The sequence below is a fragment of the Paraglaciecola arctica genome (assembly GCF_018861065.1).
GTDB lineage: Bacteria > Pseudomonadota > Gammaproteobacteria > Enterobacterales > Alteromonadaceae > Paraglaciecola > Paraglaciecola arctica_B.
Genome location: NZ_JAHKQO010000036.1, coordinates 348109 through 366621, shown reverse-complemented (window position 1 = coordinate 366621; position 18513 = coordinate 348109). Strand labels below are relative to the sequence as shown.

Below are 18513 nucleotides of genomic sequence, written 5' to 3'. Positions count from 1 at the left end.
TTTCGGACTAGCATGTTAATAATAAGAGGACATACCATGAAAACACCCATACATCGTTTGAATACTATATCGCGTTCTGTGATTGTGGCTTTGGTCGCATGTAGCGCTCAGTTAGCCTTGGCTCAAGAAACAGTAAGCACTAACACTGGTTCTGTTGATGAGGATAAAGAAGATATTGAAACCATTTTGGTGACTGCTAATAAACGTCTACAAAGTTTAAAAGATACACCTATAGCAGTAACAGTGACCAACCAGCAAACTATCGAGCAAAGTAAAGTGCTGGACATCAAAGATTTGCAAGCGGTGGTGCCGTCATTGCGAGTCAGTCAGCTTAACTTCGCAGCCAATACTAACTTCTCAATTCGGGGCTTTGGCAACGGTTCCAATAATGTAGGTATCGAACCTTCAGTTGGCGTGTTCATTGACGGAGTTTACCGCTCAAGAGCAGGCTCTCAAATCAGTGATTTACCTAAACTAGAACGGGTAGAAGTGTTACGCGGACCCCAAAGTACTTTATTTGGCAAAAATGCCTCAGCCGGTGTTATTAGTATTATTACCGGTAAACCTTCTTTCGACCCTGAAGCAAAAGTAGAGCTTGCTGTTGGCAATTACAATCAACGTTTGATTAACGGTTACTACTCCGCTGGCCTTTCAGATACCGTTGCTGTGGCCGTGTCAGGTGGGGTAAATAAGCGCGATGGTTATACCGACAGCTTGAGTGGCCTTAGTGCAGTTAATGACAAAGATAGATGGAATGTAAGGGCTCAGGCTATTTACGAACCTTCCGACGATTTACGTTTTCGTTTCATTGCGGATTACAACGAAATTGACGAGATTTGTTGTACTACAACCAATATTGTTAATGGACCAACGTCTTTGATCATTCAAGCCTTAGGTGGGCAGACTCTAGATGATCAGACCCCGTTTTCCTATGAATCAGCGTTAAATCAAGATTCACTAACAAAGATAGAAGATGGCGGCTTGTCGTTGCAAGTTGACAAGGAATTTGACGGGTTTTCTCTCACATCTATCAGCGCTTATCGCGTATCCGATTTGGAAACCTCTTCGGACGATGATCATACGAGTTTGGACATTATACTAGGATCAGGGATCTTCGGTACTGAAACCTTTACTCAAGAAATACGTTTAACCTCCGACAATTCAGATAAATTTGAATGGATGTTAGGTGCTTTTTATTTTGACGAGGAAGTCACTCGAACTGGCGACCTAATTTTTGGTGAGTTTCTACGGCCTTATTTTGATACACAAATTGCCGCGGTTTTAGGCGCTGCTGGAGTGGTTATTCCGGGGGGATTGTTAGGTACAGTTGAGGCCTTAACAGGTAATGCACCAGGCAGTTTTTTCGGCCCTAATACCTATATCACCACGGATTACATTCAAGACAACCAAGCCTACTCATTATTTGCTACCTTTGACTATCACATTTCCGAGAATCTAACTGCCACAGTAGGGTTAAATTACACTGATGACGAAAAAGATCTGCAAATAACCCAATTACTTAACGATGATGTGATGTCTAGTTTTGACGCTGCAACGGTCAATGGAGGCATTATCAATACTGTGCTGCCAGGCACTGTACCACTAATACAAGCATTTCAATTTGTGCCGCCATTTTTGGACTTTCCTAATTCTGTTGAATCAGGTCGTTCTTCTGATTCAGATACCACTTGGACTGCACGCTTAGCCTACAAATTGAATGATAGTTGGAATATTTATGGTTCTGCAGCGACCGGCTTTAAAGCTACGTCTTGGAACTTATCTCGAGATTCCAGACCTTTTGCAACTGATCAGGCGGCACTGGAAGCGGCTGGATTAACTCAAGTTAATCAAAATTACGGCACCCGATACGCAGGACCGGAACAATCAAAGGTATATGAATTAGGAATAAAGGGTGGTTTTAAAGAGGGCTCGTTAAACATCGCCTTATTTGATCAAACCATTGAAGGCTTTCAATCTAGTATCTTTGTTGGAACGGGCTTTGTATTAGCGAACGCAGGGAAACAATCTACAACAGGTCTTGAAGTGGAAGGGAGTTATTTTGCAACTGACGACCTCACTTTATCTTTTGCGGGTACTTTTTTAGATCCAAAGTTTGATTCGTTTGTGGGAGGGCTGGGTGTAGATGGACCAGAGGATTTATCTGGTAGTAAGCCAGCGGGCGTGCATGAACAAAGTGTCAATGTTTCTGCCACTTACTATTTTGAACCTATGAGCGATATCTTGGGATATATGCGTGTTGGTTATCTATGGGAAAGTCCAACTCGTATTGCCAACAACGTACCAGAAAGTATCGAAAGGGAGGTCAGCACCTTCAACGCCAGCCTTGGCTTAGAAATGGAGAACGGATTAACTATTCAGGTTTGGGCCAGAAACCTTACCAATGACGAATATTTTGTGGGGGCTTATCCGGCCTTAATTCAAGGTGGGACTTTTAGCGGCTATCCCAGTCAACCAAGAACGTTTGGTATTTCTTTCAGCTATGCCTGGGCGGAATAACTATTTTATAAGATTTATTACAGGAGAATGTTAAGGCCTGCATAGCTCTATGTGCAGGCCTTACCGGAAATATATGTCAAAAATAGAATTTGAAGGCTTTGGTGGAGTAACACTGCGAGGTGACACCTATGGTGATAAAGAGCACCCTGGAGTGTTACTTTTGCCTGGCGCCATGCAAACACGTCAGGTGTGGAAACAAGCCGCTAAAGAGCTCGCGAATGCCGGTCGTTATGTGGTCACTATAGACTTACGGGGTCACGGTGATAGTGATAAAGCGGCGGATGGCAATTACGGTATTGATACTTTTATTAATGACTTAGTGGCTGTTTTGTCGCAGTTTTCCTCCAGACCCACAATTGTGGGATCCAACTTAGGAGGGTGGGCAGCAATTACCGCTATTGGTGAAGCCGACAATCAGCTGGCAACAGGTTTAGTCTTGACTAACCCACCGGGGCCCATTCAACCCCACAACATCCAATACCTGACCGACGCTATCAACTTAAATTCAAGTGAGTTTCGCAACAACAAAGACGTCGACCCTAATGTTATGCAGCTGGTTTTTGACCTAAAAAGTTTTGAGAAACGGCTTAGATCTGCGGCTGCGACTATTAGTATTCCCACTTTGATTGTGCGAGGTGCCGATAGCGAAATTAGTTCTAAGGATAGTGCTAAAGAATTCAGTGACATGATTCGTGATGCGGAAGTCAGCGAAATTCATGGTGCAGGGCACTACGTAGCATTTGATAAAGCTGATGAATTTAATGCGACATTGTTAGAGTTTTTAGAACGCCGACTGCCACACAAAGCCCCTGAATATGTAACTGGATCTGATCCGCGAACCCTTAGGGATGCCATGGGATGTTTTGCTACTGGGATCACTGTTGTCACAACCAAGGACCCATCGGGAATGCCGGTAGGGTTAACTGCCAACTCTTTTACATCCGTTTCTTTAGATCCGCCCCTAGTACTGATTTGTCTAGGAAAAAACGTCGGAAGTTTGCAGGCATTTTTAAAAGCGAAGGTTTTCGCTGTGAATATTCTGCATATGGGGCAGCAGCCTGTGTCTAACCTTTTTGCATCTAAGGGGGTGGACCGATTTAACAATACGGATTGGGAAACCTGGGAGCACGATGTGCCTATTATTAAACACTCACTTGCGAGCTTTGAATGTATCAAACACTCGGAGATTGAACAGGGAGACCACGTGATTGTTATAGGTGAGGTGGTGCGCGCTAAGTATGAATCTAGACGGGATCCACTACTGTATTTTGGTGGTAAATATCGCCGTTTGCATTTTACCTAAGGGTTATGAGAAATAGTGTTGATGTTGATTTAGCATATTGTGCTTAGTCAACATCGATTAACTTAGGCGAATTGAAACGCCGTTAGGTTAATAGCACTAAATTTCAACCGCGACAAAACGCTACAAAAACGCGATAAAAATCTCAATCTTTTAGTGTTTTGTTTCGCTGAGAAACTCTTTAACAAAACCTAAAAGTTGCAGTAAAAAAATAACTAGAAATGGGATGGCACCTATAATGGCTATGCTTCGATTTAATGGTTCGTTGTTTTGCACCAACAAAACATAGCCACATAAACCTAGGGCGATTGACCAGCCGTATAGACTCCATGACTTCGCCCGACTAGCGCCACTCAACTGGCGTATCACTAATATGGCAGAATCGGCGGAAGTGGCCACAAAAATTAATAAAAGTAATAAGCTCGCCCACACTAATACAGCCCCTTGCCATCCTAGTTGTTCAAAAAACACAAATAAACCTTGGGTGTAGTCGGATTGAATTGCCTCTAAAATGCCACTGTGATGCGCGGCATCCCATGCGATGGCAGAGCCTGAAAATACACTAAACCATAAAATGGTCACTAAAGTTGGTACCAAAACCACGCCTAAAATATATTGCCACACAGGACGACCTTGGCTAATTTTGGCTAAAAATACCCCTACAAATGGCCCCCAAGCTAACCACCAAAAATAATAATTATAGGTCCAACCGTTGGCCCATTCTGGGTTGTTAAGTTGGTTGCCAAAGTCCCAAGTACCACTTGTGATTAATTGTATATAGTCCCAAGTCCCTCCCATCGCGGTATCGATAATGGGTTGGATAGGGACAAAGATTAACAGCCAAACAATCAATGAAAATGCGATAAATACGTTGAGTTTGCTGAGAGCTTGAATACCTTTTTTAAGTCCTAATTTGGCCGACAAAGTGTATAAAATTACAATCAAACTGATGATGATTAATCCTGAAAATAGCGCAGATTCTACGCCTAGTTTGATCTCTAAACCCTTGCGCAATAACAAGGTTGAATTCGCTAGTGTGCCCACCACACCAAAAAAGATCGCAAAAATAGCCACTAACCTAATGATAAAACTTAACTTAACTTGCCCATTTTCGGTCAATAACCCTTGGCTGATACTTAACACTGGGGCACTAATATCTCCAGATTGGCCACTTCTACTCGTTAGCCCTCCAAGTACCAGCCCAAATACCGCGTACAGCGCCCAAGCATGTGCGCCCCAATTAACTAAGGTTAAGGCCAAACCACTGCTTTGTGGATCGCTAAACAATTCAGTTTTTAAAGGGGAGTTAACGCTATGTAATGCGGGTTCTGCGATGCCCCAAAAAATCAGTCCAGAGCCCATGCCAGCCGCAAACAACATAGACAACCATCCAAAAAGTTTAAATTCCACAGTTGCCTGTTCACCACCCATTTTTCGTCGCCCGAGTGGACTCACAGCTATTACTAAAACCGCTACAAGTAAGACGTTAACTAAAACAAAAAACGGCGCTCCCAATAGATTAAGTAATTGATTAATAATAGGTTGTAGCTTAAGAGTCAGGGTGTCAGGGAATAAGAATGCCATTACCGACAAAACGATACATAAAAAAAGCGCGGTTTTTTCGAGTAGGTTGGTGTTGTTAAAAAGCAAAGTGATGACTACCTGTGTGATGAAAGCCTAGGTTAATGTGGTTCATCAGGGATAGCAAATCGGCGAATCACACACTGACCACAGCCAAGGAGGTTCAATTGCGATTCAATAAATAATCGGCAAAGTAGTTTTTCTTGTCGGTAAATTTCGCGCTGATACTAAAGTCTGTTTTGGCCAAAATTTTCGCCAATACTTGATCGTCGTACTTACGTGATATCTCAGTGTGAATTTTCTCACCCGCTTGAAAGTTATAGGTTTTGCCAGTAGCCGCAATTTCCACTGACTGGACTTTGTTACTTAATAAGTAACTTTTTGCGATACCTTCATTTTCATTATATTCCGGGGCATGAACAAAACCATCAGGGTCAAAAGTGGCACCTAATTCGGCATTCATTCTATGTAATAAATTAATATTAAATGAAGAGGTGATGCCACTATCATCGTTGTAAGCAGGCAGAACAACATCGGCGGGTTTTATTAAATCTGTGCCCAATAATAACTTATCACCTTTGCTTAAATTAGCCCCCAATTGGTACAGAAATTCGCTGGCTTCGGGGTCTGTCATATTGCCGATATTTGAACCTAGAAAAAGTACAATTTTAGGGTGATGGCTATCTTTAACCGAACCCAACATATCAAAATAATCACCATGTTTAGGTACCACTGAAACTTGTGGCAAATGCCGCTGCAATGATTGCTGTAATTGATCCAGTGCATTTTGAGAGATATCTACTGGTAGGTAATCGAATTGATAGTCTTTTTTACTGAGTGCTTCAAGCAGTGTGCGGGTTTTACTGCCATCTCCCGCACCTAGTTCAATTAATTCAAAATAGTCATTTTTGTGAGCTTGAAATGATGCAATTAACTCGTCAGTTTGTGTCGTAAAAATCTCCATTTCACAACGAGTTAAGTAGTATTCTGGCATTTTCATAATTTCTACAAACAGCTCATCGCCATTTTTGTCGTAGAAATATTTTGAAGGTAAGGTTTTCTCAGCTTTGCTTAAACCTGCATCTACATTTTTGGCAAATTGTTCAATCATAGTGTTTATGTATCCCTCAATTAGAGTACTGCTAGGTTATTTAACTAAACGAATACCAGAAAACTGCCATTGGTGGTGTGGTTGAAAAAAGTTTCGATAAGTCGAGCGGGAATGATTCTTTGAAGTTGCAACAGAAGCCCCTCTCAATACCATCTGATTAACCATAAATTTGCCGTTATATTCACCCACTGCATCTTTACTTATCGCAAAGCCTGGGTAGGGAAGGTAAGCAGACGAGGTCCATTCCCAACGTTGTCCCCAATTAAATTGAGTTGACGCCACTTCCCATTCAAATTCGCTAGGGAGACGCATGTTCTTCCAGCTGGCAAAGGCATTGGCTTCGTAATAAGAAATATGCGACACACTGGCTTCATCATCTATTGGTTGTAAACCCGCGAGGGTGAAATTAAACCACTGTCCATCAATTCTTTGCCAATACAAGGGACTACGGACTTGGTTGGTAGTTAACCATGCCCAGCCGTCATCTAACCAATGACTAAAAGTTTGATAGCCATCATCTTCGATAAATTCAATATATTCCCTGTTAGTGATTAGTGCGCTGGCAATATCAAACTTTTGCAGCAATACCTTATGCTGACAACGTTCATTATCAAAACAGAAACCATCGCCGCTATGATCGCCACCATGATCGCTACTATGGCCTATGTCATATACGCCTTCTCCAACACTAAGCCATTCACTCTCTTGCGCTTTTGTATTAGGCAATTGGGCTACAAGATTAAAATCTTGATGGTAAACGGGCTGGATAGGGTTGAGTGAAAATGTATATTTAAGATCCGTTAGCAGTAATTCTTGATGCTGTTGCTCATGATTGATGCCTAAAGTGATCAGTGCTTTTATGTCATCTGTTAGGTGATTTTCTATGCCAGTTTTTGTGTCTTCGTTAAGGAAACGCTGCATATGTTCATCTACATAATGACGATATTGATAGACTTGTTCCACACTAGGACGAGTCATAATTCCACGCTGTGCTCGCAGCGCTTTTTCACCCACAGTTTGGTAATAACTATTAAATAAAAATCCAAAGTGGCTATCAAACACTGCGTAATCCTTGACGAATTTAGTCAGGATCATTTCTTCGAAAAACCAAGTGGTATGCGCCAAATGCCATTTAGGTGGGCTAGCAAAATCAGCGGCTTGGGGAACGTAATCTTCGATGTTTAGTGGTTTGCAAAGCCACTCAGTATATTGGCGTGTTTTTTGATACAGGGTAAATAGTTGTGATAATAACAAAGTGCAAAACCTTTTAATTATGCATTAGCTTTAATACGCGCAAAGTAGGTTTGCCAGCTTTCGTGCTCACGCCCTGCAGCAGTTAAATAATGGCTAACATTGTCAGATTTACCCTCGCGAATTCCTTGATAAATTCCTGCGATGATAGTTCCTATAAAATCACCTAACTCGGCTTTACGTTCTTCGCGGTAGGCTTCTACAGTCATCGACTTGTAAATCAAATTAGTGCCAAAGGCGCTATTAAAATACTCAGCAAGTTGTCGTTGGGTGATGGCTTCACCATGCAAATTGTAGGTGTGCCCGTTGTGCTTGTCTTCAGTGAGCATTCTTGCATAGGCGTAAGCTAGTTCGTTTCTTGAGGTATAACCACAACGGCCATCACCCGCACAATTGAATATGCCACCGGCCTTTCTATAATTTTCGATGTATTCAATATCTGGCTCGATATAAATTCCGTTGCGCCCCACGACCCAATCCAAGCCACTGCTAATGACATCTTTTTCAGTTTGACGGTTACTTTGCACCACGGGTGAAAACGCGGTGTTTTCTTCAGCTCCTTGCACACTGGTATACACAATTTTCTTCACACCGGCTTTTTTGGCAGCTTCAATAACGTTTCTATGTTGACCAATGCGTTTGTCCGGTGCATCCATCCCTGACACTAATAAAAGGGTGTCGACAGACTGTAAGGAGTGTTCTAGTTGCTTTTGATCGTTGTAATCTCCGGGTCGAACTTCAACACCCAAGTGTTTAGCTTTGTCTGGGGTACGCGCTAAACCAATGACATTTTCTTGTGATATTAAAGCAACCGTGGCCTTAACTATGGCAGAGCCTAATTTTCCGCTGGCCGCTGTGATGGCTATTTTCAATATATTACACCTCAATTTTTAATTGTGAGCTGATTGCCATATTGGGCACTATAGCGTTTAAAGGTTGCGTTTTTATTGCGCGATAAATCTAAAATTGGTTAATCTAATATTATTAGATATGTAGCAGTAAGTACTGCTTTGAACCATGTTAACTAACAGAAGGTTTATTTCCGTACCAGTTAACTATCTTTAAACGAACTACATTACCAGCCTATGACCTAAGTCTCTTCAAAAAAATTTCACTCGTCGTTTTATATCGCCTAGGCCAATTCTTTAGACATAATGAAGATAGCTATGACCAAAGTAAAAATAGCGAAAAATTTTTGTAACACGGCATCATTCAACTTACTGGCAATTTTTGTTGATACAGCCATACCGACAAAGGTAGCGAGCAACATTAATGGTAATAAAGGCAGTGCCAATTCAATACCAGACTGTAAATCACCGGTGAAACCAATAAGTGATTTAAGGGCAATAATGAAGAGCGAAGCGCCTACTGCTTTTTTCATGGGCATTCCCATAAATAAAACTAAGGCAGGAATAATCAAAAAGCCACCACCCGCTCCTAATATCCCAGTAATCACTCCTACCAAGGCGCCCTCAACAACAATAAGCGGCACATTAGGGGATTTTGCCGCTTTAATTTCTAAGTCGACCGCACTTGTTTTCGCATAAGCTTTTTTCAACATCATAATCGCCGACGCCAACATGAGAATAGCGAACAACACCATAATGGCTAGGTTTTTGCTCACTTCGAAGGGAGAGGAAATAATCACTTCAGGAATGCTGGGCATTAAAAAGGCGCGAGACAAATACACGGCAATAATCGAAGGAATCGCAAAAATAATGGATGCCCTTACGTCAACCAAGCCTTGTCGAAAATAATGTACGGCACCAAATGCTGCTGTGGCTCCAACTATTAGTAGTGAATAACCCGTAGCAATGTCCGGCGCGATTCCCATCAAATATACTAAAATTGGCACTGTGAGTATTGAACCACCACCACCAATAACGCCCAATACTAACCCCATAAAAACCGCTGCTATGTAACCTAAAATAATCATTGCCCTTTTTCCTTATATCAATTTTCATATATGATATTCCAAAATCCGTTTAAATGCACATTTTAAATACCTGTTAAATTGGTGGTAGAATAGAAAACACATAAATAATGCTTTACAAAGTTGCTGATTAGCCTGATGAAAATAAATACATTTACCAACTTAACTTATCGCGTATTAATTTATATGGCCCTTAAAGAGGGGCAACTTGTGAAAACCAATGAGATAGCAGAAGCCTACGACATCTCTTTTAATCACTTAAAAAAAGTGATGGCTAAATTAGCTGAGTTTAATTATATAAAAAGTACTAAAGGTCGAAGTGGGGGATTTCAACTCGCTCGACCCAAAGATGCCATTAATCTAGGTGCAGTTTTTAGAATGACTATCGAAGACGTAGCTATCGCTGAGTGTTTTGCTTCACCTACAAATCGTTGTGTTATCTCGCCAGACTGCAAGTTGCGAAGTATATTGCAGGATGCTACCTCTCGTTTCATTGGAGAATTAGACAACTACACTTTAGTTGATTTGGTTAAAGGTAGAGAAGGCGCACTTGCTTATCATTTAGATATAGAATTAGTTAATCTAACGTAATTTTGACATTCTTCTATTACCCTCTTTAACCTGCGAATCATTACTTGTAACAAGTTCTGACTTACTATTGTGTGATCGCATTTCGCTAATTACCCTCCTAATTTTTCAGTGAACCCCTCAAAATAAAAATTTCAAAACTATGATTACTGCTGCATCAATCCACTATCAAATAACTAATCTAAAAAAACGATTATTACAATCGATCCAAATAACTTTAAATGTGTATATTAAATACCTATTATATTAATTGTCGATTTGACATACCTATTTGAATGTAATTTTGGAGAATACCATGACTAACGAAATTCAAAACCCAGTGACTTTTCCACAACTAAACCAAGCAGCTCCTGACTTTAATTCTAAAACTACTCATGGCCAACGTACACTGGCTGATTATAAGGGTAAATGGTTGGTACTTTTTTCACATCCGGCAGACTTTACGCCAGTTTGTACAACAGAATTTATCGGCTTTGCTAATGCAGCAGAGCGATTTGCTGAAATGAATACCGAATTGCTAGGATTATCAATTGATAGTATTCACTCGCACATTGCTTGGGTACGTAATATTAAAGAAAAGTTTGGTGTGACTATTCCTTTTCCAATCATTGCCGACCTTTCTATGGAAGTCGCCAAGTCATACGGTATGGTGCAACCAGGCGCAAGTGATACATCCGCAGTACGTGCCACTTTCATCATTGATCCACAAGGCATATTGCGCGCAATGGTTTATTACCCAATGAGCAATGGCCGTGCAGTTAATGAGTTTGTTCGCTTAGTTGATGCACTGCAAGCCAGTGACGAAAATAGTATTGCAACACCAGAAAACTGGAAACGTGGTGAAGAAGTGATTGTTCCACCTCCACACACTGTAGAAGATGCCGATGCCCGTGAAGGCCAAGGTAATAACTACGTAGATTGGTATTTCAGTAAAAGAGCGCTATAAACAATTTCTTAATTGACTTGAAATCGCAACCTTGGCGGCACTTCGGTGCCGCACCTACTCAACCGTAAATTTAGGAGATTGATCATGTCTACTCCATTCCATGTAGAGTCATTTTTAGATAATGATAGTGAAACTTTCACTTATGTTGTGAGCGATCCAGCTACCAACAAAGCGGTGATCATCGATCCTGTTCTTGATTTTGATTACAGCTCAGGGCGAGTTCACAACGCTAGTGCACAAATTATTGCTAAATATATTGATGAGTCAGCCTTAACCCTTGAATGGGTGTTAGAAACTCATGCTCATGCTGATCATTTATCCGCGGCACCTTTTTTCAAAGAAAGATACAAAGCGAAAATAGGCATAGGAAAACATATCACACAGGTACAAAAAACATTTAAAGCCTTATTCAATCTTGAAAAAGAATTTTTACCTAATGGCACTCAATTCGACAAACTTTTTGAAGAAGGTGACCAACTCAATGTGGGTAACATCACATTTGAAATTATGCATGTTCCCGGCCATACACCTGCTGATCTCGCGTATCTTGTGAATAATCAAGCTATTTTTGTGGGGGATACTTTGTTTATGCCTGATATAGGCACGGCTCGATGCGACTTCCCTGGAGGTGATGCAGCAACCTTATTTAACTCAATTCAGCGAATCTTGGCACTGCCTGACGACACCATAATTTATGTTTGTCATGACTACCCAACCGAGCACAGAACCCATGAATGTGCGGTAACTGTCGCTGAACAAAGAGAGTTCAACATTCATGTAAAAGAACGTACATCAAAAAGTACTTTTATTGAAATGCGCGAAACCCGTGATGCCACTCTCAGTATGCCGAGACTTATTTTGCCAGCTATTCAGATAAATATTAGAGCTGGCGAGTTACCTCCTGCGGAAGAAAATAACACTCGATACCTAAAAGTGCCCATTAACCAACTGTGAGGCTTATGATGAAATCATCTCAGGAATATATAACAGAGTTACGTCACAATATTCAAGAAGTGACGGTTGACGACCTACAAGTAGCGTTAATGCAACCAGAGGTCGTATTAATCGACGTAAGGGAGCATGAAGAGTTCACTAAGGGGCATATTGCCACAGCCGTTAATTTTCCTAGGGGTGTTTTGGAAATGAAGTTAACAGAACACCCATTAGTATCCCATCATTGCGATCCACAACTTGCACTGGATGATTTAGCCAGTCGAGATATTTATTTGATATGCCGTTCAGGAGGGCGTTCAGCACTCGCTGCACGTTCATTGGAAAACATGGGGCATAAAAATGTCTATTCTGTTGCTGGCGGAATGGCGGCTTGGGAAAGTCATCAATACGACATAGTTTCCTAACCAAGCTTAGCATTGAATCGCTAACTAAATTTGTTGGTTAGCTTAATACATAGGATTGCCATTTTTAGTTTCAGCTGGGATGGTTTGGATTGAATCCCAGTGCTCTACTATTTTACCTTGCTCATCAAAACGGAAGAAATCCATGGTCACGTATTCATCACCGTCTGGCCATGTTTGATGGGTATGTAAAGCGACCAAATCACCCTCAGCAATAGTGCGTACAAATTCAATACTTTTGTTTGGGTAGTCTCGGTGCATTTCACTGAAGTAGTCAATAAATGCTTGCTTACCATCGGCTACAACCGGGTTATGCTGAATATACTCTGCACCCACATATAACTCGACGGCTTTTACTGGATCGCCTAAATAAGCAGTTTCATAGAAAGCGATGGCATTGTGTTTGTTTGAATTTAAATCTTGTTCCATAGTTTGTCTCAAAAATTTGCCCAAAAAAACCAGTAAAATCGAATTATTTAGCCGACAACTGACTATGCAGTGCTTTTTTATACGCTTCTACACCAGGAACTAAAGCGGTGACAGCGGTAGCTCCAAGTATAATAAGGGACAAATTCAGCGAATCTTGGGTGAATACATTCTGATTGAGAAACAAGCCATACTCGGCGGTTAACCAACCTTCTAATCCCATCAGTAAAAAGGTCACTACGATGAACGCCGTGAGCAAAGCCATAAAACTAATCACTAAGGCTTCTAAGATTACCAATGAAAGAATAAATATCGGTGAAGCGCCTAAGATGCGAAACACGGCAATTTCTTTTTGGCGTTCGTTCATGGTCGCCAGTAACATAGTGGCTAAGCCAAACAAAGACGCCAATAACACTAAAAAACCTATCACTTGCAGTATGGTTTCAATATTGCCCATTAAGCTCCAAAGTTGTGTCATCGCCACGCCAGGTAATACTGCCATTAATCTGTCGTCTTGGTAGGTATTAATGTGTCGCTGTAAAGTGAAAGTAGCAAATCTGTTATTCAGCCCTAACAAAACCGCGGTGATTTTTTCAGTTGGGTGGTGATGTGAGTGGGGATCTTGAACTAGCTCTTTTAATTGTGCTGGTGGCAGGTGAATAGCTTCTATCGCAGCTAGATTAACATGCACGGTTTTATCTACCGGAGTGCCTGTTGCCGCGATAATTCCCGAAACCGTAAATGGCGCTTGTTCGTGATGCACAAAACTAGTGCTGCCTATCCCATGGGAAAGTACTATTTTGTCACCTAACTGGTAACCTAATTTTTTAACTACATCTGCGCCAATCACTGCTTCAAACGGTCCGTGAAAAACTTCACCAGCGGCTAATTCCAGTCTTTGTTTATTGGCGTATTTAAAGAATTCAAAGTAGTCGGCATTGGTTCCCATCACTCGAAAACCATGATGTGAATCACCCAACGAAATTGGGATGGCCCAGGCCACAGATTTATTAGCCTTGAGCATAGTAAAACTGTCATAGTGGATATTATTGGTAGGGCTGCCCATTCTAAAAATAGAATACAACAGCAAGTTTAATTCACCACTAGGTGCTCCTACTATTAGGTCGACACCAGAAATAGTTCGATTAAAACTTTCTTTAGCTTGCGAGCGAATGTGATCAACACTTATCAATACACTAATACTCACTACCAAAGATAAAAAAGTCAGCACTACGGTTTTGCGACGACTTATTAAACTGCGCCATATAATAGAAGTAAGCATTAATTAACTGTCTCTATAGTGTGTCCACTGCAAAAGGATGTAATAGGGGTACGTATTGAGAAAAAAGGTTCTAAGGCAGTGTCGTGACTGACAAACACCATAGTTGTGTTATTGGCTTGGCACATCTCAATTAGCAAGCTCATAAACGCATGTTTTGCCGTATTATCGAGAGCAGAAGTAGGCTCATCAATCAGCAGTAATTTAGGGGAGTTGATAAAGGCCCGCATGATCGCCACTCGTTGTTGTTGTCCTACGCTTAAACTTGAAACTGGCGTGTGCAAAATACTATTGGGTAACTTAAGTGCTGCCATCAAATGCTGTATAGATGTTGATAACTGTTGTTTAGAAGACCTAGCAAGGTATACCGCTAGTTCTATGTTTTTCTCGACACTTAAGTAAGGAATAAGATTGAACTGCTGAAAAACGACGCCAATATTTTCTGCTCTAAAGCGGTCTCTTTGACTATTAGATAAATTTGTCATTTCAGTACCAAATAACTTAATGCTACCTTTTTGCGGCGCTAAAATGCCTGAAAGTATATTCAACAATGTAGACTTACCTGAACCTGAATCGCCGTAAAGAAATACCTGCTGACCTACCTCTACTGTCCAGTTGCTGAAACATAGAGGAGAATCTTTTGAGTAGGAGTGAACAACCTTATTTAACTCGATTGCAGGTGTTGGTTGAGCCTGTGAATCTATTGGATTTTTATCTTTTATAGTCATAAATCAGATGAAGCTAGTACAGAATGTGTTTGTTATGATATAACGTAATTATTATATAGCCGCTCACAATTGACAATCAATAATGAACACCAAAAAAGTATGTCGTCTACAACACTTTATCATTGTTCCTTTAGCAATGCTTTGGTTTGCCTCTGTTAACTTAGTCGCTGCAGAATCAAAAAATTATCAAGAAGTAGAATGGATCCAATTAATGCCTCGAGACGATTTGGATGCCTTGCTTAATCTACCGGAATATTTGGCAAATGTGGTTGACGGCAGTGAACAAGATTCGGTTGATGCTTTGTCAGCTATAGAGGCTCAAGACGATACAACACGACGCTTTCAACAGGCACTCACATCACAAAGAGTGATTCAAGATTTTGACAAAAAAGCGGTGAAAATACCTGGTTTTGTGGTGCCCTTAAGGTCTGACGAAAATCAACGAGTTACTGAATTTTTTATTGTTCCGTATTTTGGTGCTTGCTTACATATGCCTCCCCCTCCTCCTAATCAAATGATTTATGGCAAAGTTGAAACAGGATTTGAATTGGCGCAACTCACTGAACCATTCTGGTTTAAAGGGGTGATCCACATTGAAACTACCAGTAACACAACTGGCACATCAGCTTACGGCATGAGCCTAGACAAAATGTATCCTTACGAATAATAAGAATGGCCTTATGAAAACCAAATTTACAACCTTAATGTTGTTGCTCGCCTTTGTGACGTCTAGTATTGCCTGTGATTTGCATGGAGAAAACAATTTCGGCGTATTTGGACAATTTCATCCTTTGGCTAACCAGCATCGATTTGTTCCTCAATTGGCTGAATTAAACTTAAATCACGCCAAAGAGGTGAATATAAAGTCTAATATTGATGAACGAGTTAAAATTAGTTATTCCATTCCAGACCATTATAACGAAGCGCGTGTTTCCTACGCAGCCAGTGAAAATATCGTCATACACAACGAGCCATCGCACACTCTTTCACTGTCAGGAAACTACAATTTGTCGTTCCGTGCTACTGAACCTGGGGAACATTTTATATTCGTCAATATTGATGCTATTCAAAGTACAGTGCCTTATATAAAAACTCAGCGGATACTGATTGTTTCCGATTGATTCCGTTGCAAGTTTTATAGGCATATGAAATTTTTGACTGCTAAAAAAACTAAAATAATGTGCGGGCTTGTTCTGTGTATTGGTTTAGGGGCGTTGTTTGCCCGTTTGGGTTTGTATCTTTGGCCGGGTGTTAAACAAGTGCTGCAAGACAAACCTTTACTGTATTTTACTAGCGATGCAGCACTCGAGGCGATATATACTCAATCAGCGGTTTTGCCTCTTGATTGGGCTATGTTATTGCCTCCCCAAGAACAAGCAATCATTACGCATTATCAAGTTCAAAATGCACAAACAGTAAAAGAATTAAGTGCCCAAATACTGCGCTCTATTGAAGCATCTACGGACCCCAAATATCACGAGGCGTTAATATCAACGAATACGGTAAATGTGTTTGAAAATCAGATGGTGTCGTTATCTGGCTTCGTTGTTCCAGTAGATTTTTACGCTAACAACAACATTAAAAGCCTATTTTTTGTGCCTTACTTTGGCGCCTGTTTACATTATCCACCGCCGCCGCCGAATCAAATGTTATTTGCTCAATTGGAGCAGGGGTTTAGTCAGTTCGATATTACACAAGCCTATACGATTACGGGGAAAATCAGCACGGGTTTATTCGAAGATCCAATGGGGACATCAGCTTACATACTTGAAGTGGTTTCAATACAGCCCTATTTCGGGCAACCTGATGATATTCGGCGGCATTAAGGCAAAGGTTCTCTTAAGATTTTTTACTTGCTGCTTGCGCTACTATACCACTCAAAATAACTCAAAGTGTATTTTAGGCTGCGCTCGCTAGACAGGCATCACAAATACATTGGAGTTCCATCTGCGAATTTGTGAGTGTATATCCAGCATTAGAAACTTGCTCTTCGAGCTCTTCTACTATGCGTTTTGCAATGGCTATCTCTTTAACACTTTGGCATTTTCCACAAATTAAAAACTGGGGTATTTCATGGGCATGGTTGCAAGCTATATGTGAACAAGCCACATATTTGTTGGCTGAACTGAGCTTGTGTACAAGTTGTTCGGATTCTAAAAAGTCCAAAATTCGATAGACTGACATCGGCTGAATAGTTTTGTCGGCGTTTTTATTATAGGCATCGGCTACCTCATAGGCGGATAAAGGGGTGCCCGATACAATAAGAAGTTCTAAAATGCGACTTCGTTTTTCTGTCAGGCGACCACCTGAGCGCGAGCATATGTCTTGCGCTTTGCCCATAATTGTATTCAATTGCTGCGATTTCATTGGTTTAACTCCAACACTTAATAACTTAATGTTTGCACTTTTTGTGTATATTTACTCGTATCGATCCATTTATCTACTTAAAACCTATGAAGCGCCCGTATAGTAACAGTTGCTAGGTCGTGGAAATTTTCAGCAAAACCATGGATATATTATCCCATGTTAGCATTCAATTTGATCAATGACTGTATCAGCGAGTTGTTTTGTACGGCCTTTTTTGAGAATTAATGAGAAGCGCCCTTAATCTAGTAACTAAATTAAGGGCGCTTCTAGAAGAGTTGCTATGACATCGCGCTGAATTCACTTAAACAAAATCCAGAGTCAGTACCAAGCGCGGCGTGTCTGCTGTGATGGCTGGTGAACGGTGCACTAAACCTCGGCCCTCATTGCCGTCCCATGCTTCCCCTTTTAACAGTACTACATCAAATGGCGCAACATTCTGAATATTGTTTTCATCGGCATATAGACCAGATAGGTCATCAGGTTTCCCCTCATTGCCCAAGCCTAATTTTTGGCGCTTAACTATATGATTGGGAAGCCATTGAGTACCCTGTGCACCGTGCAATGTACTGACTAATCGACACGGCACTCGGTCAACATGAAAGCGCGGGCACATGGCATGTTCAAGCTTAGTGAGTCGCAATCCAACTTGGGATAAGTCAAATAAACAACAAAACATATCAACTAACTCTGTGATATGAAGTGCTAGTGCTGCCGAATCTTCGAAAGGTGCTAAAAAACTATTAATGTCATCTGACGCAGAATCAGCATCCACTTTTTTAATTATATTGATAACCCCATTATTGCCCAAAACACTTTGTATGTTGGCTAGTAAGGTGTCGGTAACAGGCGGCTTCCAAATCACTATATTGTTTTGCTCAGCATAAATATCGGTTAATACACTAGGGCATTGCGACGGCAATGGTGCGTTGATTTCTTCATCCTTGGCTAATGGCATGGTTTGTATCGAACTGGGTATATTCATGTTTCTTGCTCCCAAATGGGGAACGGGTCTACTAAGGTTTGCCAGTACTTTTTACCTTGGCGATTGTTTAATATGTGACTGAGTACTGTGGTTTTTCCTGCTCCAAGAAAACCTGATAACACAGTGACCGGTAATTTTTCGTTTTTCAT

General features: G+C 41.0%; 19 protein-coding genes and 1 pseudogene. 9 read left to right on the top strand and 11 right to left on the bottom strand.

What is annotated here, in order from left to right:
* Positions 1-36: 36 nt before the first annotated feature.
* Complete coding sequence (locus KO534_RS14880; protein ID WP_215930448.1) at positions 37-2517, top strand: TonB-dependent receptor; 2481 nt, start codon at positions 37-39, stop codon at positions 2515-2517.
* A gap of 73 nt (positions 2518-2590) precedes the next feature.
* Positions 2591-3820 (top strand): alpha/beta fold hydrolase, encoded by a 1230-nt coding sequence (locus KO534_RS14875; protein ID WP_215930447.1) that lies wholly within the window; start codon positions 2591-2593, stop codon positions 3818-3820.
* Positions 3821-3970: 150 nt separating this feature from the next.
* On the opposite strand, the gene KO534_RS14870 is transcribed toward KO534_RS14875, so the two are convergent.
* The 5 genes from KO534_RS14870 to KO534_RS14850 all read right to left on the bottom strand — a co-directional run bounded on the left by KO534_RS14870 (position 3971) and on the right by KO534_RS14850 (position 9696).
* Positions 3971-5467 (bottom strand): BCCT family transporter, encoded by a 1497-nt coding sequence (locus KO534_RS14870; protein WP_252732166.1) that lies wholly within the window; start codon positions 5465-5467, stop codon positions 3971-3973.
* A gap of 94 nt (positions 5468-5561) precedes the next feature.
* Positions 5562-6509 (bottom strand): L-histidine N(alpha)-methyltransferase, encoded by a 948-nt coding sequence (egtD, locus tag KO534_RS14865; protein WP_215930446.1) that lies wholly within the window; start codon positions 6507-6509, stop codon positions 5562-5564.
* A 36-nt stretch (positions 6510-6545) separates the two neighbouring features.
* Positions 6546-7763: an ergothioneine biosynthesis protein EgtB gene (gene egtB, locus KO534_RS14860; RefSeq protein WP_252732165.1), complete on the bottom strand. Its 1218-nt coding sequence runs from the start codon at positions 7761-7763 to the stop codon at positions 6546-6548.
* A 17-nt stretch (positions 7764-7780) separates the two neighbouring features.
* Positions 7781-8632 carry an SDR family oxidoreductase gene (locus tag KO534_RS14855; protein ID WP_215930445.1) on the bottom strand — a complete coding sequence of 284 codons (852 nt, stop codon included), beginning with the start codon at positions 8630-8632 and terminating at the stop codon, positions 7781-7783.
* 260 nt (positions 8633-8892) lie between these two features.
* Entirely contained in the window at positions 8893-9696 is an 804-nt protein-coding gene (locus KO534_RS14850) for a sulfite exporter TauE/SafE family protein (RefSeq protein ID WP_215930444.1), read from the bottom strand.
* 135 nt (positions 9697-9831) lie between these two features.
* Here KO534_RS14850 and KO534_RS14845 point away from each other — a divergent pair, with 135 nt between their 5' ends.
* The 4 genes from KO534_RS14845 (at position 9832) to KO534_RS14830 (ending at position 12585) form a co-directional block, all read left to right on the top strand.
* Positions 9832-10284, top strand: coding sequence for an RrF2 family transcriptional regulator (locus KO534_RS14845; protein ID WP_215930443.1), 453 nt, complete (start codon positions 9832-9834; stop codon positions 10282-10284).
* 292 nt (positions 10285-10576) lie between these two features.
* Entirely contained in the window at positions 10577-11227 is a 651-nt protein-coding gene (locus KO534_RS14840; RefSeq protein WP_215930442.1) for a peroxiredoxin, read from the top strand.
* 84 nt (positions 11228-11311) lie between these two features.
* Positions 11312-12181: an MBL fold metallo-hydrolase gene (locus tag KO534_RS14835; protein WP_215930441.1), complete on the top strand. Its 870-nt coding sequence runs from the start codon at positions 11312-11314 to the stop codon at positions 12179-12181.
* 5 nt (positions 12182-12186) lie between these two features.
* Positions 12187-12585, top strand: a complete 399-nt coding sequence (locus tag KO534_RS14830) for a rhodanese-like domain-containing protein (protein ID WP_436836587.1) — start codon at positions 12187-12189, stop codon at positions 12583-12585.
* Positions 12586-12627: 42 nt separating this feature from the next.
* Here KO534_RS14830 and KO534_RS14825 read toward each other — a convergent pair whose 3' ends face one another.
* The 3 genes from KO534_RS14825 to KO534_RS14815 are packed head-to-tail and all read right to left on the bottom strand — an operon-like array spanning position 12628 to position 15015.
* Positions 12628-13011 carry a nuclear transport factor 2 family protein gene (locus KO534_RS14825; protein WP_215930440.1) on the bottom strand — a complete coding sequence of 128 codons (384 nt, stop codon included), beginning with the start codon at positions 13009-13011 and terminating at the stop codon, positions 12628-12630.
* Positions 13012-13054: 43 nt separating this feature from the next.
* A complete protein-coding gene (locus tag KO534_RS14820; protein WP_215930439.1) occupies positions 13055-14290 on the bottom strand; it encodes an ABC transporter permease in 1236 nt (411 codons plus the stop codon).
* Positions 14290-15015 carry an ABC transporter ATP-binding protein gene (locus KO534_RS14815; protein WP_215930438.1) on the bottom strand — a complete coding sequence of 242 codons (726 nt, stop codon included), beginning with the start codon at positions 15013-15015 and terminating at the stop codon, positions 14290-14292. Before KO534_RS14815 ends, KO534_RS14820 begins: the two co-directional genes overlap by 1 nt.
* Before the next feature lie 82 nt (positions 15016-15097).
* Between KO534_RS14815 and KO534_RS14810 the strand changes: the two genes are divergently transcribed.
* From KO534_RS14810 to KO534_RS14800, 3 genes are read left to right on the top strand one after another with little or no spacing between them, the layout of a single operon-like run.
* Positions 15098-15682: a DUF3299 domain-containing protein gene (locus tag KO534_RS14810; protein WP_252732164.1), complete on the top strand. Its 585-nt coding sequence runs from the start codon at positions 15098-15100 to the stop codon at positions 15680-15682.
* Positions 15683-15695: 13 nt separating this feature from the next.
* Positions 15696-16136, top strand: coding sequence for a hypothetical protein (locus KO534_RS14805; RefSeq protein WP_215930437.1), 441 nt, complete (start codon positions 15696-15698; stop codon positions 16134-16136).
* 33 nt (positions 16137-16169) lie between these two features.
* Positions 16170-16841 (top strand): DUF3299 domain-containing protein, encoded by a 672-nt coding sequence (locus KO534_RS14800; protein WP_215930436.1) that lies wholly within the window; start codon positions 16170-16172, stop codon positions 16839-16841.
* 73 nt (positions 16842-16914) lie between these two features.
* Here the strand turns inward: KO534_RS14800 and KO534_RS14795 are convergent, their stop codons facing one another.
* From KO534_RS14795 to KO534_RS14785, 3 genes and pseudogenes are all read right to left on the bottom strand, one after another.
* Entirely contained in the window at positions 16915-17382 is a 468-nt protein-coding gene (locus KO534_RS14795) for a Fur family transcriptional regulator (protein WP_215930435.1), read from the bottom strand.
* A gap of 301 nt (positions 17383-17683) precedes the next feature.
* Positions 17684-18364 (bottom strand): DUF1826 domain-containing protein, encoded by a 681-nt coding sequence (locus KO534_RS14790; RefSeq protein ID WP_252732163.1) that lies wholly within the window; start codon positions 18362-18364, stop codon positions 17684-17686.
* Between the two features lie 47 nt (positions 18365-18411).
* A pseudogene (locus KO534_RS14785) lies at positions 18412-18513 on the bottom strand (GTP-binding protein); the annotation flags it as partial.

Coding starts and splice junctions, on each gene's coding strand:
- KO534_RS14880 (WP_215930448.1), top strand. CDS start 37: ATGAAAACACCCATACATCGTTTGAATACTATATCGCGTTCTGTGATT.
- KO534_RS14875 (WP_215930447.1), top strand. CDS start 2,591: ATGTCAAAAATAGAATTTGAAGGCTTTGGTGGAGTAACACTGCGAGGT.
- egtD (WP_215930446.1), bottom strand. CDS start 6,509: ATGATTGAACAATTTGCCAAAAATGTAGATGCAGGTTTAAGCAAAGCT.
- KO534_RS14850 (WP_215930444.1), bottom strand. CDS start 9,696: ATGATTATTTTAGGTTACATAGCAGCGGTTTTTATGGGGTTAGTATTG.
- KO534_RS14845 (WP_215930443.1), top strand. CDS start 9,832: ATGAAAATAAATACATTTACCAACTTAACTTATCGCGTATTAATTTAT.
- KO534_RS14840 (WP_215930442.1), top strand. CDS start 10,577: ATGACTAACGAAATTCAAAACCCAGTGACTTTTCCACAACTAAACCAA.
- KO534_RS14835 (WP_215930441.1), top strand. CDS start 11,312: ATGTCTACTCCATTCCATGTAGAGTCATTTTTAGATAATGATAGTGAA.
- KO534_RS14830 (WP_436836587.1), top strand. CDS start 12,187: ATGATGAAATCATCTCAGGAATATATAACAGAGTTACGTCACAATATT.
- KO534_RS14825 (WP_215930440.1), bottom strand. CDS start 13,011: ATGGAACAAGATTTAAATTCAAACAAACACAATGCCATCGCTTTCTAT.
- KO534_RS14820 (WP_215930439.1), bottom strand. CDS start 14,290: ATGCTTACTTCTATTATATGGCGCAGTTTAATAAGTCGTCGCAAAACC.
- KO534_RS14815 (WP_215930438.1), bottom strand. CDS start 15,015: ATGACTATAAAAGATAAAAATCCAATAGATTCACAGGCTCAACCAACA.
- KO534_RS14810 (WP_252732164.1), top strand. CDS start 15,098: ATGAACACCAAAAAAGTATGTCGTCTACAACACTTTATCATTGTTCCT.
- KO534_RS14805 (WP_215930437.1), top strand. CDS start 15,696: ATGAAAACCAAATTTACAACCTTAATGTTGTTGCTCGCCTTTGTGACG.
- KO534_RS14795 (WP_215930435.1), bottom strand. CDS start 17,382: ATGAAATCGCAGCAATTGAATACAATTATGGGCAAAGCGCAAGACATA.
- KO534_RS14790 (WP_252732163.1), bottom strand. CDS start 18,364: ATGAATATACCCAGTTCGATACAAACCATGCCATTAGCCAAGGATGAA.